Source organism: Fluctibacter corallii, from assembly GCF_025751585.1.
Classification (GTDB): Bacteria; Pseudomonadota; Gammaproteobacteria; order Enterobacterales; family Alteromonadaceae; genus Fluctibacter_A; species Fluctibacter_A corallii.
On sequence record NZ_JAOWKX010000004.1, the window covers coordinates 319,588 to 335,281 of the forward strand.

16 protein-coding genes are annotated in these 15,694 nt (G+C 44.9%); 4 read left to right on the plus strand and 12 right to left on the minus strand.

Annotation, left to right across the window (positions count from 1 at the left end):
• Positions 1-23: 23 nt before the first annotated feature.
• The 4 genes from OE749_RS09710 to OE749_RS09725 are packed head-to-tail and all read right to left on the minus strand — an operon-like array spanning position 24 to position 3,854.
• The gene (locus OE749_RS09710) at positions 24-773 is read right to left on the minus strand and encodes an SDR family oxidoreductase (protein WP_263712250.1); all 750 of its coding nucleotides are present in this window, start codon (positions 771-773) and stop codon (positions 24-26) included.
• A gap of 7 nt (positions 774-780) precedes the next feature.
• Positions 781-1,476: a histidine phosphatase family protein gene (locus OE749_RS09715; protein WP_263712251.1), complete on the minus strand. Its 696-nt coding sequence runs from the start codon at positions 1,474-1,476 to the stop codon at positions 781-783.
• A 50-nt stretch (positions 1,477-1,526) separates the two neighbouring features.
• Positions 1,527-2,624 carry a phosphotransferase family protein gene (locus OE749_RS09720; RefSeq protein WP_263712252.1) on the minus strand — a complete coding sequence of 366 codons (1,098 nt, stop codon included), beginning with the start codon at positions 2,622-2,624 and terminating at the stop codon, positions 1,527-1,529.
• Positions 2,625-2,633: 9 nt separating this feature from the next.
• Positions 2,634-3,854 (minus strand): acyl-CoA dehydrogenase family protein, encoded by a 1,221-nt coding sequence (locus OE749_RS09725; protein ID WP_263712253.1) that lies wholly within the window; start codon positions 3,852-3,854, stop codon positions 2,634-2,636.
• Positions 3,855-3,934: 80 nt separating this feature from the next.
• Between OE749_RS09725 and OE749_RS09730 the strand changes: the two genes are divergently transcribed.
• Complete coding sequence (locus OE749_RS09730) at positions 3,935-4,879, plus strand: LysR family transcriptional regulator (RefSeq protein ID WP_263712254.1); 945 nt, start codon at positions 3,935-3,937, stop codon at positions 4,877-4,879.
• Positions 4,880-4,894: 15 nt separating this feature from the next.
• Here OE749_RS09730 and OE749_RS09735 read toward each other — a convergent pair whose 3' ends face one another.
• Both OE749_RS09735 and OE749_RS09740 read right to left on the minus strand, forming a co-directional pair.
• Positions 4,895-5,206, minus strand: a complete 312-nt coding sequence (locus tag OE749_RS09735) for a DUF3301 domain-containing protein (RefSeq protein WP_263712255.1) — start codon at positions 5,204-5,206, stop codon at positions 4,895-4,897.
• A 56-nt stretch (positions 5,207-5,262) separates the two neighbouring features.
• Positions 5,263-6,300, minus strand: a complete 1,038-nt coding sequence (locus OE749_RS09740) for a DUF3549 family protein (RefSeq protein WP_263712256.1) — start codon at positions 6,298-6,300, stop codon at positions 5,263-5,265.
• Positions 6,301-6,365: 65 nt separating this feature from the next.
• Here OE749_RS09740 and OE749_RS09745 point away from each other — a divergent pair, with 65 nt between their 5' ends.
• The 3 genes from OE749_RS09745 to OE749_RS09755 are packed head-to-tail and all read left to right on the plus strand — an operon-like array spanning position 6,366 to position 7,904.
• A complete protein-coding gene (locus OE749_RS09745) occupies positions 6,366-6,686 on the plus strand; it encodes a YqcC family protein (RefSeq protein WP_263712257.1) in 321 nt (106 codons plus the stop codon).
• Positions 6,687-6,691: 5 nt separating this feature from the next.
• Positions 6,692-7,444, plus strand: a complete 753-nt coding sequence (gene truC / locus OE749_RS09750; RefSeq protein WP_263712258.1) for a tRNA pseudouridine(65) synthase TruC — start codon at positions 6,692-6,694, stop codon at positions 7,442-7,444.
• A gap of 7 nt (positions 7,445-7,451) precedes the next feature.
• Entirely contained in the window at positions 7,452-7,904 is a 453-nt protein-coding gene (locus OE749_RS09755) for a flavodoxin (protein ID WP_263712259.1), read from the plus strand.
• Between the two features lie 42 nt (positions 7,905-7,946).
• On the opposite strand, the gene OE749_RS09760 is transcribed toward OE749_RS09755, so the two are convergent.
• The 6 genes from OE749_RS09760 to map all read right to left on the minus strand — a co-directional run bounded on the left by OE749_RS09760 (position 7,947) and on the right by map (position 15,646).
• Complete coding sequence (locus OE749_RS09760; RefSeq protein ID WP_263712260.1) at positions 7,947-8,321, minus strand: hypothetical protein; 375 nt, start codon at positions 8,319-8,321, stop codon at positions 7,947-7,949.
• Between the two features lie 866 nt (positions 8,322-9,187).
• Positions 9,188-10,243: a DNA topoisomerase IB gene (locus OE749_RS09765; RefSeq protein ID WP_263712261.1), complete on the minus strand. Its 1,056-nt coding sequence runs from the start codon at positions 10,241-10,243 to the stop codon at positions 9,188-9,190.
• 68 nt (positions 10,244-10,311) lie between these two features.
• The gene (locus OE749_RS09770) at positions 10,312-11,127 is read right to left on the minus strand and encodes a hypothetical protein (protein ID WP_263712262.1); all 816 of its coding nucleotides are present in this window, start codon (positions 11,125-11,127) and stop codon (positions 10,312-10,314) included.
• 43 nt (positions 11,128-11,170) lie between these two features.
• Positions 11,171-11,995, minus strand: a complete 825-nt coding sequence (dapD, locus tag OE749_RS09775) for a 2,3,4,5-tetrahydropyridine-2,6-dicarboxylate N-succinyltransferase (RefSeq protein WP_263712263.1) — start codon at positions 11,993-11,995, stop codon at positions 11,171-11,173.
• Between the two features lie 10 nt (positions 11,996-12,005).
• Positions 12,006-14,633, minus strand: a complete 2,628-nt coding sequence (gene glnD / locus OE749_RS09780; protein WP_263712264.1) for a [protein-PII] uridylyltransferase — start codon at positions 14,631-14,633, stop codon at positions 12,006-12,008.
• Positions 14,634-14,851: 218 nt separating this feature from the next.
• Positions 14,852-15,646 (minus strand): type I methionyl aminopeptidase, encoded by a 795-nt coding sequence (gene map, locus OE749_RS09785; protein ID WP_263712265.1) that lies wholly within the window; start codon positions 15,644-15,646, stop codon positions 14,852-14,854.
• Positions 15,647-15,694 lie beyond the last annotated feature (48 nt).

The following is a 15,694-nucleotide window of genomic DNA, read 5'->3' on the forward strand; positions in this document are numbered from 1 at the left end:
ATCCGATGATGGTTAAACGCAGTTTAACTCATATTGCGCAACGTACTAAGCGGAGCCATTTTAAGTGCCCAGCGTAATATTGACCATGGCCAGCTTGGTACGTAACTGTTGGCTTTTTCCTTTTCAATGGCGTTTATCATGGCTTTCACGCCGACTTCGGTGTCTACCATGAAGGGGACTTTTTCGACTTTTTCGTTGATTTCACTTCTGATAAATCCTGGGTGAACCGTAGAAACGGCGATAGATTTGTTAAGCACATCAATACGAATGCCTTCGGTTAACGATGTGATTGCTGCTTTGGAGGCTGCATACACGGTAAGTGCTCGGCGAAAACCACGTGTTGCACTTATTGATGAGATGGTTACGAGGTGGCCGTCGTTTTGTGCCCTAAAAATTTCCATTGCGGCTTCGCATTGTGCCAAAGCCGATACAAAATTGGTGTAGGCGGTTTGTTTATTGGCCTCAAAATACCCGGTTCCGACAGAAGCGCCCTTACCAATTCCCGCATTCACAATAATACGATCTATATGACCAAATTCGTTTTTAAAGTGGTTAAACACCTCAAAGACGTTGTTGTGATCGTCTACATCTAACGCGTGAATGGAGATGCGAATAGAAGGATTAATTGACAGGCAATCTTGCTTTAAGGCCTCGAGTCGTTCGATACGGCGTGCGCACAACGCCAAGTTTCGTCCCATTGCTGCATATTGTCTGGCCATTTCGTAGCCCAGTCCAGAGCTGGCGCCAGTAATCAGTATATTTTTTCTTGTCATAATTATCTTATTTATAGGTGATCATGTGGTTGTGGCTGCCTTCAAAATGGCTATGCTCGTTAAGGGTAGATAAAAACAAACGCGTTTGAGTCTTTACGAGTTTAGTGATACCACAATTCACGAGTGTCCAATTTAACTGCGCCAGAGATGTAATATCCGTATTCATTAATGACTGTATAACCATTGAAATTGGACCGCCAGAGGTAAACACTACCACATGCTTTTTGTCTTGGCATTCTCTGAGTAGGGTGGATAAGGCTATATCTACACGCGTCTTAAATTCGTTAAAAGATTCATCGTAATCGGCATCATGGTGACCTCGCATCCACCGTTCTACTGCGCTAGCAAAGAGCTGTTCAAAGGCTGCTTTTGGGTTGGGTTGTGCTTTCACATACGTTTGAATACCTTCTGGCGTAGCAAATTCGTCAGCCAATTTATGCAAAATCTGTTGGTGATCATACTCGTTCCAACCTGCATCCACGGTAGGGGAGAGATTCTCCATTCCCATCGCAGACAAACACCCCTGTGCGGTTTGCTGGTGGCGTTTCATACTGCCCATGTACACGGCATCAATACTCGGCAAGCGAGGCGACAACGCGGTACCTACTCGATGAGATTGCGCTTCTCCTAATGGTGAAAGCAAATCGTAATTGCGCTGCCCGAAAGAGGCTTGTCCATGCCGAATTAGGTATACGCTGGTCATTGTGAACTTCCTTTAATCATGTGTTGGTAGCATAACGGCATTTGGCCTTATTACCGCTTCATTAATTTATTACAACGATAAAGTAGATAATGTACATAGAGCCAAATATGCTTGAAAGCTGGATTTCGAGTTTGCCCGTGGTGGTAGCGGTAGTAAATTTGTTGCACAATTCCGGCAAGCCGGAATAAGCCATACACCTGATAGAATGTGAAGTCCACGGAATCTAGCCCGGTTCTTTCCAAGTAATAATCAATCACTTCGTCTCGTCGCAGCATGCCGTTTAAATGTGTGGGTTGTCTGCGGGTAGATTTCGCCATGAAGTCATCTTGCGCCTCTACCCAGTAGGCCAAACTGTTTCCTAAATCCATTAGAGGGTCGCCCAAGGTGGCTAATTCCCAGTCGAGAACGCCAATGATTTGGATGGGGTCGTCGGGCGATAACACCAAGTTATCAAATCGAAAATCGTTATGAGTCAGGCAAATACGCTCACGGTCTGGCAGATTATTTTCAAGCCAGTTAATCACCTTATGTGCTTTGGGGACGTTCCATGTGCGTGCTTGCGTGTAGCGTTTTGTCCAACCATTGATTTGTCTTTCGATATAGCCTTCACCTTTGCCTAAATGCGTCAGGTTGGCTTGTTCAATATCCACACTGTGTAAATGAATAAGGCTATCGATGGCGTTCAAGCACAGCAATCTAACTTGCTGTTCAGATAACACCAGACCGCGTGGCAGATTTTTACGAGGAATAATGCCGTTTAGCTTTTCCATTAAATAAAATTCTGAACCAATGATGGACGTATCATCACAGTGAGCAATCATGTCTGGCACAAGAGGATATGCAGGCTTTAATGCCTGTTGTAAACGGTACTCTCGCCCCATGTCGTGGGCACCTTTTGCTTTTGTGCCTGCTGGTGCACGACGTAAAATAACAGACGTAGAGGCGGCTTCTGGAAACGTTAAGCAATACGTCCAGTTAGATGCGCCTCCCGAATATTGAGTGATTTCTGGCTGCCCCGATAGTTCGGGCACATGGTCTGATAACCATTGTGATAAGGCTTTTATATCTAGTGTTTCCCCCTCTCTGACTTGTCCCGCTTTATCGGCAAATGAATTGGAGGGAGAAGGAAGTGTATGTTCCGCTGTCAATTTGTCACCTTATTGATATTTTTTTAATTCAAGTCGCGTTACCATGCCCATGTGCACTTCATCAGGTCCATCTGCGAGTCTCAGTGCACGAGCGCCTGCGGCAAATCGCGCAAGTGGGAAGTCTGCACTCATGCCTGCACCACCATGAATTTGAATCGCCATATCGACCACCTCTTGCAGCATATTCGGCACGACTACTTTGATTGCAGAAATTTCGGTCATCGCATTTTTAACGCCCACTGCGTCAATTTTCCAGGCGGCATGTAGCGTCATTAAACGCGCCTGATCAATGGCCATTCTTGCTTTCGCAATACGTTCACCATTGCCACCCAATTTCAATAAAGGTTGGCCGAATGCAACGCGCGACAAACCACGGTTAATTGCGAGCTCTAAGGCTTTTTCAGCCATGCCGATGGCGCGCATGCAATGATGAATTCTGCCCGGACCTAAGCGACCCTGTGCGATTGCAAAGCCTTGCCCCATGCCCACAAGTAAGTTGGCTTTGGGCACGCGAACATTGTTAAAGTGCATTTCGCCATGCCCGAAAGGCGCATCGTAGTCGCCATACGCGCTGAGCATGCGTTTAATGCTGATGCCTTTTGTGTCAAGGGGCACAATAACCATACTATGCTGCTGGTGTTTATGATTATCTGGGTTGGATAAACCCATGAAAATACAAACTTTTGCATTGGGGTGACCCAGTCCCGTTGTCCACCATTTTTTGCCGTTTATGACCAGTTCGTCGCCTTGCTCTTCAATGGTCGCCGCCATATTGGTGGCATCAGACGATGCCACATCGGGTTCAGTCATGCCAAACACCGAGCGAATGTCGCCATTGAGCAAAGGCGTTAACCATTTGGCTTTTTGCTCTTCATTGCCAAAGTGATAAAGCACTTCCATGTTACCTGTGTCAGGGGCGTTACAATTAAAGATTTCTGGAGCAAACAGCACTTTGCCTGTTTCTTCAGCAAGTGGCGCGTACTCTAGGCACGATAGTCCCGCACCTACTGTTTCGTCAGGAAGAAATAAATTCCACAAGCCTGCGTTTCTGGCTTTATGTTTCAGATCTTCCATAGCGGGATGGACAGTCCACTGGCGCCAATTTCCATCTGGATTCATGGCGTGGATATCGTCATACACCTGTTGCTCGATAGGGTATACATGTTCTTGCATGAAACGCTTCATGCGAGCCAAATAGTCTTGGCAGGTAGGGCTATGTTCGAAGTGCATATGGGAATTCCTTAATCGTCGTAACACCACCATACGCAACTTTTTATATTGAATGAAATGAAATATAGTGACATCAAACTGTGAACAATATTCATTTTATTATGGTTGATATAAAACGAATTCAACAACTTGATTTGAACTTACTCAAAGTGTTTGTGACCTTGTTTCAAGAGCAAAATATGACAAGGGCTGCAGAAATGCTGTTTATCACTCCTTCTGCGGTAAGTCATGCAGTTAAGCGCTTGCGCGATGTTTTGGGGGATCCGTTATTCGAACGCAAACGCAATAAAATGGTACCGACGCCAGCGTGTCAGCGTATGGCACCACTGATTATTGATACCTTGACCCGCTTGCAGCAAATTTTACAGCATTGGGGGCAATTTGATCCTGCAACTACTAAGCAGCATGTCACCATTGCCATGCACGACGCATTAGAATTGTCAGTACTGCCTTCTCTTATTGATAATTTATCGTCGTTAGCGCCGGGATTGACCTTGGCAAGCGTGCGAATTCAGCGAGAACAATTGAGCCGTGATTTATCCGCTGGCCATATTGATGTGGCGTTAGATGTCGCACTTCCAGTGAAGCACCCAGTGAATCATCTAAAATTGGCTGAAGATGAGTTTGTGGTTATGGGGGCGAGCAATCATGTTTTTTTTCAGCAAGCGACACCAGACACCTATCTCAGTAGTCGTCATTTGGTGGTGTCTAACCGCCCACAAGGTGCAGCACTTGAAGACCTAATGTTGCAGGCAAAAGGCTGGACAAGAGACGTGAAATTGCGTTGTCAGAATTATTTTGCTGCAAAAGCATTGGTGGCATCAGGTGATACGTTAGTGACTTTACCTAAGCGTTTAGCTGAACGGTTGCAGGATGATAGCGTGCACTTTGCGCCACTGCCTTTTTCACTCGCAAAACTGGAAACTCACATGTATTGGCACAGCCATACGCAAGATGATGCAGCGCTAGGGTGGCTGCGGGAAAACATCGCTCTCACTATGCAAAATGTCAATGCGATGGCTTAGTGAACTGTGCGCAAGCTAATTAATTTTATAGGCGGGTAGGTGGGTGTTGACTACATACAAGCCCGCCATTGTCAGCAAACCCTGGTAACTATCTTCACCATTGCCAGAGAATTCAAAGCGAAATTCAGTTTGCCAGTCGAGCTTTCCACGAAATGCGCCGATACGGGTTTTGCTCCGCGCAACACTGATAAGTTGCAATTGATTTTTTTCGCAATATTGTTGCAAAAATGCATTGGCGCGCTCTGAAATCGCACGCACTCGCCAGAATTGCACACCAATAAGAAAAATACCGAGCAGAAGAACTAAATCAAACAGTGAAAAGGTCATGGGTTAAAGACAGATACTCATCGCAGAATAATACTGGCTGTAATTTAACATAAGTTTTACCCTTGCCCACTAAAAAGTTTACCCACGGCTTTGGCTAACACGTCCGGTTTATGGGGATCCCTTAATACATTCAATACGGCAGACCGTAATTCAGGAATTTGTACAAGATCGGCGTAAATGCCTGCAAATAGCCCTTCGTTGGTTGTTTCTTCGTATTCGGCCACGCGCAGCAAAAACTGTTTTAAGCGTTCCGGTGATTGAAGGTGCTGCCACTGGCGACCTGCAATAATGATTAGGATCGCAGGGGTTTTGTATAGCTCTTCATTATTCAGTGCGCTATCAAGTAGAGATTCCACTAAGCCTGTGCATACACTTTGGCTTAACGCTCTAAGGCCATGTTGCCAGTAAAGCGAGTGGGTTGGGTGCGCAGATAACCACTGCTGAACTAGCTCAGCTAACTGAATCGTAACGGCCTGATTTTCCAATGACGTTAATAATGGCAGTTTAACTTCGTCTGCGATGTCACCGAAACGCTGTTTCAGCAATACAGTGTGCTCATCGTCGTCAATTCGCGCAGCAAAGTCAGCCAACCCTTGAATGGGCAGTGATTGCCAAGGTACAGAGTCTGGTGATTGGACATATCCCAGTGCTTGCGCAAAGTACTCGCTTGACGGCAAGCCCAGTTGCTTTCGGCTTATGCTATTGAAGTCCGCCAACTGATGTTGAGTCGGTACAAAGCTATATGGGTTTTCAGGCAATTGTCCGTTTTTACTCTCTGCTTGCTCTAACTCGCGTCCGAGTGCTTCTACAATGAGTTGCAAAAACTGATTGCGTGCTGCTTGAATTAGAAGCCCTTGCTCATCAAGTGGAAGCTTAACAAACCAGATAAAATGTTGTGACGAGAGCTGTTTGTTCCAAAACGTGATACCATACCAAGCGTGTTGGAGTCGCGGAAATGCCGGCGCTTTCGTACCATTTTCAATGTCTAAAAAGGTTTGAGCTGGTACTTTACGTATACCACGTCCCATGTCGAAGATGCGGTATTCGGTTCCAGCTTGCAGTAAAAATTCACTGATTGTTGATATCTGACTCATGATGTTCTGAATATTGATAATGGTTAGGTGGCAGGTAAATCAACGTTAGATTATACAGTCTGAACATGAAGAATAAAATTAATCAATCGCTCATTTTATTCCTTGAGCAACTATCGCACATCCTTGAAGCACATGGTTTGGTCGCTGAAACAGCCCCAGATGACCACGCGATGACATCATCAGCCCCTTTTGCATGCGATACTATGACGTTTGAGCAATGGTTACAGTTTATTTTCATTCCACGCATGCACGCCTGCATTGAACAGAATAACGTGCCAAACACGATATTAGTGGCACCTGCTGCAGAAGAGCTTATGGCTGCTTCTGCGGGGAAAACTGCGGTTGTCGCAACGCTACATAAAATTGATCTACTACTTTCGGAATAAATGACGTGAATCTTCCTATTATTTACCAAGACGAGCACATTGTTGCTGTGCACAAACCGTCAGGACTGCTAGTGCATCGTAGCCTTATTGATAAACGCGAAACTGAATTTGCCATGCAAATGGTTAGGGATCAAATTGGTCAACATGTATACACGGTGCACCGTCTCGATAGGCCAACATCGGGGGTATTGCTTTTTGGATTATCGTCAGAGGTTGCGCGCCGTTTAACCGAGCAGTTTACGCAAAAGCACATTGAAAAAACCTACTATGCCATTGTGCGAGGTTACGCTCCCGAGCAGGGTGACATTGACTATGCGTTAAAAGAAAAGCTAGACAAGATCGCAGACAAAATGGCAAACAAAGACAAAGAAGCGCAAGACGCGCGCACGCTGTTTAAGAGACTAGGAACTTTTGAATTGCCTTTTGCTGTTGGACGTTACCAGACTGCGCGCTATTCATTGGTTCGCTTGAACCCGCTAACGGGGCGAAAACACCAGTTACGCCGACATATGGCACACATTCGCCACCCGATAGTAGGTGATACAACACACGGTGATGGCAAACAGAATAAATTTGTAAGGGATGAGTTTGGTTTTAATGGGTTGGCACTGACGTGTCAGGCGATGCATATATCGCACCCGATATCGGGTGAACCATTAGCCTTGAAAACCGCCTTTGACGACCGCATGGAAGGACTACTAACCCGATGGGGATGGGATCACTGCGACATTCGCAAAATAACAGAATCTTTGGAGTAATTAAGACATGTCTGATCTAAGTATTTTTGTTGGCTCTGTATACGGCAACGCCCAAAATGTGGCGGAAGAAGTCAAAGCTATGATAGAAGCAAAAGGGCACAGTGCAACAGTATTTACGGATCCCACCTTAGATGACTTTAAAGCCAGTCGGGCAGTGTTGATGATCAGTTCCACCACAGGGCAAGGCGATATTCCTCCAAATTTAGAGTTTTTTGTAGCGGATTTAAAAGATGCGTTTCCGCTAATGGAGCAAAAACCCTTTGCAGTGGTAGCTATGGGAGACAGCAGTTACGGCGACACCTATTGCGGTGCGGGAAAACGTATCTACGAGCTACTTATAGAGCTGCAAGGTAAACCCGTTGATGACTTGCTTGAAATCGATGCAATTGAAACCTTAGAGCCTGAAAAAGACGTAGTGCCTTGGGTAGAAGCGCGCCTTCATGCTTTTGCAATCAGCTAACAACGCTTATATTTCAATAGAATAATTTAATGAGCCCGCTGGTCAGCGGGTTTCTTTATTTAGCCCTAATGCTTTTTGTTGCAATTGGGTGCATGCAGGGCCATCAATGCCTTCTTCGAACTGTTCGCAAGTCATGTTGAGGGTTTCGTTCAAGCACGCTACCGCTTCATGGTATAAACCGTGTTGTTTAGCCAAACGTGTCTGTGAAGTCATCATGTCACATACCCCCTCTATTGCAGACTCAACAAACTGCTTCATGTCAGGAGATGAAAAGTGTTGCCTTTCAGCGTGAGCAAGTGAGCAGGCTCGGACTTTTTGACACATTTTTTGCGTTGCATGGGTGAGTTCATCCGCAAAAACAGTAAACGAACTCAGTATCGCCAAGATTATTACGTGACGTAGTAGCGTGTTGGGCATGCTGTAGTACCTTTGGTGGCGTATAGGGGCGGGAAAGCCGAAATACTTGCCTGACTATAGTTCACGCAGCGGAATAATAAAAATTGAACACCGGAGTTCGCTACATGAGAGGCACCTTGCGCAGATAGGTCACTGAAAATTTGCTGGCGCTCATGGCATTCGCTTTGCTTCTTTGCCATGACAAAGAGAAGCGAGTAGGAAAATCGGAAATTAGCGGTCACTTCGTTTATTGCTGACAACGTGAGTGGCTGTGAGGCACCTTGCGCAGATAGGTCACTGAAAATTTGCTGGCGCTCATGGCATTCGCTTAGCTTCTTTGCCGTAAAAAAGAGAAGCGAGAAGGAAAATCGGAAATTAGTGGTCACTTGTTTATTGCTGACAACGTGAGTGGATGTGAGGCACCTTGCGCAGATAGGTCACTGAAAATTTGCTGGCGCTCATGGCATTCGCTTAGCTTCTTTGCCGTGACAAAGAGAAGCGAGCAGGAAAATCGGAAATTAGTGGTCACTTGTTTATTGCTGACAACGTGAGTGGATGTGAGGCGCCTTGCGCAGATAGGTCACTGAAAATTTGCTGGCGCTCATGGCATTCGCTTAGCTTCTTTGCCGTGACAAAGAGAAGCGAGTAGGAAAATCGGAAATTAGTGGTCACTTGTATATTGCTGACAACGTGAGTGGATGTGAGGCACCTTGCGCAGATAGGTCACTGAAAATTTGCTGGCGCTCATGGCATTCGCTTAGCTTCTTTGCCGTGACAAAGAGAAGCGAGAAGGAAAATCGGAAATTAGTGGTCACTTGTTTATTGCTGACAACGTGAGTGGATGTGAGGCACCTTGCGCAGATAGGTCACTGAAAATTTGCTGGCGCTCATGGCATTCGCTTAGCTTCTTTGCCGTGAAAATCTGCACCTTCTAAAAACCCCAATAGGTTTGTTTCGGTTTGGGAAAGATGGGTGTTTGATTGTGTGACGTGCTTTGAAAAAAGCGGTTCCGGCTTTTGGCTTAATAACGTAAGAAGAGCGGGGTGAATATAGTACTTTTTACAGATGGTTGACGTGTTGCCTAATTGCTCAGCGACGCGTCGGATAATAATATTGATAAACTTTTTACGTGGTGACAACGCATGTTCGGCTAATGCATCAGCATAACACTCACACGCCATACGTGTACCTGCCCATGTTCGAAAGTCTTTGCAGCTAAATGCTTCACCCATATGCGCTTTTATAAATGCATTAACATCTTCACTGTCGATATCTTGCCATCGTCCCTGTTCGTCTTTGTAGCGAAATAACGGGTAGCCGGGTAAGTCTGCGCATTGACGAACATAATGGCTGAGTTGTTCGTCATCGATTTCTACTTGACGTTGTTGGTTGCTTTTACCTTTAAATTCTAGAGTGAGGGTATTAGCGTGGTCGTTTAAGTGCTTTCTTCTTAAGGTTGATAGACCATAAGTTTGGTTTTGCTGGCAATACTGGGCATTGCCGATGCGAATACCTGTTTCATCTAATATCATTACCATGATGGCTAACACTTTGTTTTTTGACCACGTTTTGTCGCCAGTAAATCGCTGACAAATTTCTCGCATGGCGGGTAGCGATTGCGCGAAGGTGATGAGCTTTTCGAATTTAGCTTGCTGCCGTTTAGCTTCCCATAACTGGTGGTAAATGTATTGTCTTCGCTGTTTTAAGTCGTTACCTAAAGCTTGAATGTGGCCGTTGTCTAATTCACAAATTCTCACGTCTTGCCACATGGGGGGAATGGCTAATTTTTTAATCCGTGTGAGAGACGTCTTGCAGCTAATTTTCTCGCCCGATAGCCAAAAATATTGGAATCCACGCCCATACTTTCGTCGGGCAATAGTTAGGCTTTTGTCGTCAACGTGAATTAATTCAGCTTGTTGGCGTGTGCTAGGCGATTCAGGCATGTATTGCGCGCCCTTGTTGGTATCATGCTTTTGCTACGAACCGAGAGGGTAAAGTGGATCGCAAAAAATTATTCCTTTCTTGCGTTGGAAATGATGTCGGCAATCTCACTTTGATGTTCATTCAAGTATTGATTGAATTCTTCAATCACATGGTTATGCTTGATTGTTGATAAATAATACTGCACTTCTAAGCTCGGTACGTGGGCGGCATACACAATTTGCGATTCATCAAACCCCATTTCGCGCGCGTAATAGCGAGAGGTATAAAGGTCTATATCTATCCCTTCAATCACGCCTTCATACAAAAGTCTGACTAATGAACGTACTGTCACATCGTTCACAATTTCCAGTTCATTCGACGCTGACATATCTGCCCAGTGAGGGCTGGCGACGAAGCCCGTAATGGTGCCAATCACGCCAAATTCACGTAAAGGGCGATATTGTGCGATTTTGGGAACAACAGTTCCCGTAGAAAGGGTAAGTATTGGTGCACTGTAAATTAGGCTTTGCTGTTCTCTGCCGTGCCACAGTGGATTGTCTGGCAATCTGAAGTCGATTTTGCTCTCTTCGTACCAATGATCAAAGCGTTTGACTGGAAGAGGAATAAATTCGAATTGATAATGATGCGCTTTGCCAAACTGTTCTAAAATGGTGCGCAAAAAACCATTGTTATGCGGGCTGTCTACAAAGGCGTAGTATGGGTAGTAATCAATGTCTTCAACACCCACAATGAAGGTGATGGGGTCGGTTGTATGGGGATTACCTTCTTTATCATGGGGATTGGCGAAAAGCGTGAACGCAACCAAAGAGGCCGACATACAGCACAATAGCGTGATACTTTTTACTGTTTTTGACGAATAAAAATAATCACGCCATGGCTGCATAGAATCTCACTTTAACTTTGGCAGCGCAATCATGCGCTACGGGTTATTCTGCACCTCTGAGAAGCGCATTGATACCCACTTTAGCTCGGGTTTTCGCATCAACTTTTTTCACGATAATCGCGGCATATAGACTGTACTTGCCATCAGCACTGGGCAGGCTGCCAGGTACAACTACTGCGCCAGCAGGAACACGTCCGTAATGGGTTTCTCCGGTTTCACGGTCATAAATACGTGTGCTCTGTCCAATATAGACCCCCATTGAAATGACCGCACCTTCTTCGACAATCACCCCTTCAACGATTTCAGAGCGTGCACCGATAAAGCAGTTGTCTTCAATAATTGTCGGATTTGCTTGTAACGGTTCAAGCACACCACCGATACCTACACCACCAGACAAATGCACATTTTTACCAATTTGTGCACATGAGCCCACGGTAGCCCATGTATCTACCATTGTTCCTTCATCAACAAACGCGCCAATATTCACATAAGATGGCATGAGTACCACGTTTTTGCCGACATAGCAGCCTGTACGTACGGTGGCTGGAGGTACAACGCGCACGCCTTCTTGTTGAAAGCGAGCCTTATCGTAGTTTGTATATTTGAGCGGGACTTTGTCGAAGAACTGACTTTCTGCACCGTCAATAATGTCATTGTCATTAATTCGGAAATACAGCAAAACCGCTTTTTTAAGCCATTGATGTACTACCCACTCGCCTGCAATTTTTTCTGCCACACGTGCGGTACCGTCATTCAACATTGAAATCGCGTCTAGCACTGCGCGTTTGGTTTCGTCGTCTACGGTCGCCGCAGTGATTTCATTTCTGCTCTCAAATGCATTCTCAATTGTCGTTTTAATGTCTGACATACTTCGCCACTCAACTTTGTTCATCTAATAATTCAATTAATTGCTTTTTCAACGCTACCTGCTGATCCGGGCTTAACGCCTGTTCCTTGTCGTTACTGACTATGAATAAATCTTCGGCACGTTCGCCGATTGTAGAAATCTTTGCCATGTGCAAATTGATATTCAATGCCACGAATAAATGACTGATTTTAGCTAACAACCCAGGTGCATCTAATGCTTCTAATTCTAGCAAGGTCACGTTCGATTGGCTTGAATAAAAACGTACTTTTGTTGGTACGTCTAATTGTTTCATTTGTCGTGACATTTTACGTCGGTTTTTGTGCTCTAATCCGGGTTTGAATAGCTGCGTTTCTATGGCCTTTTGCAAGCTGGTTAGCCGAGACTGAGAAATAATCTGGCTGCCGTCTTGTTCCAATAGGATAAAACTATCGAACACATACCCATCTTGTGTGCTCATAATTTGCGCGTCGTGAATGGTGCAATTACGGCTATCAATCACAGAGGCAACCTGTGCAAATAAGGCTGGGCGGTCTTTGCCATAAACCAGCAGTTCAGTGCCAGCTTTAGAGGTCTTGTTACACAATGCCACAATTAATGATGCATCATCTTCTGGGAAGTTTTGTAGCACCACTTGCGCGTGCCAAGCAAGTTGTGCGGGTTTAAATCTGGCGAAATAGTCGTCGCTGAGCCGACTCCAAAACGTATCCAGTGCCTGCTCAGAAATATTGCCATCATCAAGCACAATCGCTTTTGCCGTCATTTGATGCTCAATAATACGATCTCGCAGAGTTTGTTTACATTGCAACCCATTGTCTAACGCTTTTTCTGTCAACAAATATAATTCCCGCAACAACGACGCTTTCCAATCGTTCCATAGATTGTCGTTAGTTGCTCGAATATCGGCGAGTGTTAACGCATAGAGATGGTTTAAATGGTTGTTGCTGCGCATTGCGCCCGCAAAGTCGTTAATGACTTCAGGATCGTAAATATCTCTTCGTTGCGCAACCACTGACATGAGTAAGTGATTTTCTACCAGCCAGCTGACTAAATCAGAGTCGTGCTTAGTAAAACCGTGACTTTCACAAAAGTTGGCAACATCGACAGCTCCCAATTTAGAATGGTCGCCATTTCGTCCTTTCGCGATATCATGAAATATCGCTGCTACATAAAGCAGTTCTGGTTTGTCCAAGTTTTTGACGATGCGGCGACAACGAGGAAATTCTCGTGAATGAGGGTCATGATAACGGTACACATTTTTGACTAAGCGATGAGTATGCTCGTCTACGGTATAGGCATGGAATAGGTCAAATTGCATCATGCCGACAATGTGATCCCACTCAGGTAAATATGCTTGTAAAATGCCATGGCGATGCATGATGTCCCAGCCCAGGCCAAAGAAATCTGGATGGCGTAACAGCGCCACAAATAGCGCGCGGGATTCTGGCCGGTTGCAATAGTATTCATCTGAAAATTGCCTGCGGGCATTGCGTAATTGGCGAATGCTTGAAGAGTGGAGCCCATTTACTTGTGGTGTATCTGCGATAAGAAGCAAAAAACGAAGAATCGATTCTGGATGTTTAAAAACATGCTCATTGCGCGTTGCAATTAAGCCATCTAATAATTCAAAGTCATCGTTAATCACGGTTTCAGATTTAACTTTGAGCGCTAATATATCTTGCTTAAAGTATTGCAAGAGCATGTCGTTTAGCTCAGTAATACGACGAACAATCCGGAAGAATTCCTTCATCATTCGTTCGACTGATGCTTTACCTTCATCACCATACCCTAAGCGTTTAGCGACATCGGTTTGATAATCGAACAAGAGTCGGTTTTCACTGCGGCCAGCTTCAAGATGTAAGCAAAAGCGCATACGCCATAGGTGTGAACGGCATTCAATAAGCTCTCGCCATTCTTGTTCGGTGAAGTAACCGTAGTCTACCAGTTCTCGGCCATTCCACACTTTAAAGTGTTTTTTCGCTACCCAACCAATGCACTGAATATCACGCAAACAACCTGGGTTTTCTTTAAGGTTTGGCTCAAGGTTGTAGGAGGTGCCGTGGAATTTATGATGACGTGCTTTTTGTTCATCATATTTGGCAATAAAGAAGTCTTTGCTGGTCCAAAAACGTTTGCTCTGTACATTTTCTTGAAGTGTGTCAAACGTCGCTTCGCTACCGATTAGCAGTCGCGCCTCAATCAAATTGGTGGCGATAGTGACATCTTCTTTCGCCAATTTTATCGTGTCTTTTATGGTGCGAACGGATTGTCCAACGTCGAGTTTGATGTCCCACAATAAGGTAATAAACTGGGTAATACGTTCTTCTACCGAGCGCTCGAGCGCACGTTCGCTGAGAATAAGTAAATCTATATCTGAGTGGGGTTGAAGTTGTCCGCGACCATACCCGCCAACCGCTACCAATGCCAAATCTGATACTTGGTCGAGTGCGAGTAAGTGCCATGCACGTTGCAATAAGGCGTCTACTACTGTCGCGCGCCCATGTACCAGCTCATCCACCAATACGTGTTCAAATGCGCTGTCGAGCCATTGATAGCTGCTTTCAATACAGGATTTGAATGCTTGGATATCATTTATATCATCCAATGCATTGATTTGCTCTTTAAGAGACAAAAGGCTCATGGTTCGCTCCTATCCTCGATGCTGCGAATATATCTTTGTCCAGTAACGTGCAGTGTGAAAGATGCAGAATCTAAATTCAAATAACTTATTACACGGCATCAGAAAGGTTAGTCATAAGCCTTTGATGTACGGGTATAAAATTTAGTAAAAAGAAACGAAAACGGGAAAGGGGAGTGCGTATTTGCGGCATAAGGCTACATTACAAATACGCATATTAATTAACTGTGGCGAATGATACGGTCAATTTCTTCGTCGTTACGCAACGTTAAAATTTCGACGCCATCTTCTAGCACGAGTAATGTGTGCTCCCACTGTGCACTCAAGCTGCGATCTTTGGTAACAACCGTCCATTGATCAGGTAGGATTTTTGAGTATCGCTTACCCGCATTTACCATCGGTTCGATGGTAAAGCACATACCTGCTACGAGTTCTTCACCCGTATTAGGCTTGCCATAATGCACTACTTGTGGCTCTTCGTGGAAACTCGCACCAATGCCGTGGCCGCAATATTCGCGTACAATTGAGTAGTCATGGCCTTCTGCATATTGCTGAATCACGTGTCCAATGTCACCCAGGCGCACACCCGGTTTAACCATTTTTATCGCTTTATACAGACTCTCTTGTGTTACTCGAATAAGTCGTTCAGCGAGAATGCTTGGTTTACCGACTACAAACATCTTGGATGTATCGCCATGATACCCATCTTTAATTACGGTGACGTCGATATTAATAATGTCGCCGTCTTTCAGCTTTTTATCAGACGGAATACCGTGACAAATCACATGGTTCACCGAAGTACAAATAGACTTAGGAAAAGGTGGGTGACCATAATTTAGCGGTGCGGGCACACCTTGTTGTTCATTCACAATATAATCGTGACAAATTTGATTTAGCTCGTCTGTCGTTACGCCTTTTTTGACATAGGGGCCAATCATTTCAAGCACTTCTGCGGCGAGTTTGCCAGCAACGCGCATTTTTTCAATTTCTTCAGGAGTCTTGATAATCGCAGACAAATCTGTAATTCCTTTGAAGCTGTAAATACAATCAAAAACAAAGCACTA

Excerpts from the sequence above, each read along its gene's own strand:
- OE749_RS09710 (WP_263712250.1), bottom strand. The coding sequence starts at position 773 with ATGACAAGAAAAAATATACTGATTACTGGCGCCAGCTCTGGACTGGGC.
- OE749_RS09715 (WP_263712251.1), bottom strand. The coding sequence starts at position 1,476 with ATGACCAGCGTATACCTAATTCGGCATGGACAAGCCTCTTTCGGGCAG.
- OE749_RS09725 (WP_263712253.1), bottom strand. The coding sequence starts at position 3,854 with ATGCACTTCGAACATAGCCCTACCTGCCAAGACTATTTGGCTCGCATG.
- OE749_RS09735 (WP_263712255.1), bottom strand. The coding sequence starts at position 5,206 with ATGACCTTTTCACTGTTTGATTTAGTTCTTCTGCTCGGTATTTTTCTT.
- OE749_RS09740 (WP_263712256.1), bottom strand. The coding sequence starts at position 6,300 with ATGAGTCAGATATCAACAATCAGTGAATTTTTACTGCAAGCTGGAACC.
- OE749_RS09745 (WP_263712257.1), top strand. The coding sequence starts at position 6,366 with ATGAAGAATAAAATTAATCAATCGCTCATTTTATTCCTTGAGCAACTA.
- OE749_RS09755 (WP_263712259.1), top strand. The coding sequence starts at position 7,452 with ATGTCTGATCTAAGTATTTTTGTTGGCTCTGTATACGGCAACGCCCAA.
- OE749_RS09760 (WP_263712260.1), bottom strand. The coding sequence starts at position 8,321 with ATGCCCAACACGCTACTACGTCACGTAATAATCTTGGCGATACTGAGT.
- OE749_RS09765 (WP_263712261.1), bottom strand. The coding sequence starts at position 10,243 with ATGCCTGAATCGCCTAGCACACGCCAACAAGCTGAATTAATTCACGTT.
- OE749_RS09770 (WP_263712262.1), bottom strand. The coding sequence starts at position 11,127 with ATGCAGCCATGGCGTGATTATTTTTATTCGTCAAAAACAGTAAAAAGT.
- dapD (WP_263712263.1), bottom strand. The coding sequence starts at position 11,995 with ATGTCAGACATTAAAACGACAATTGAGAATGCATTTGAGAGCAGAAAT.
- glnD (WP_263712264.1), bottom strand. The coding sequence starts at position 14,633 with ATGAGCCTTTTGTCTCTTAAAGAGCAAATCAATGCATTGGATGATATA.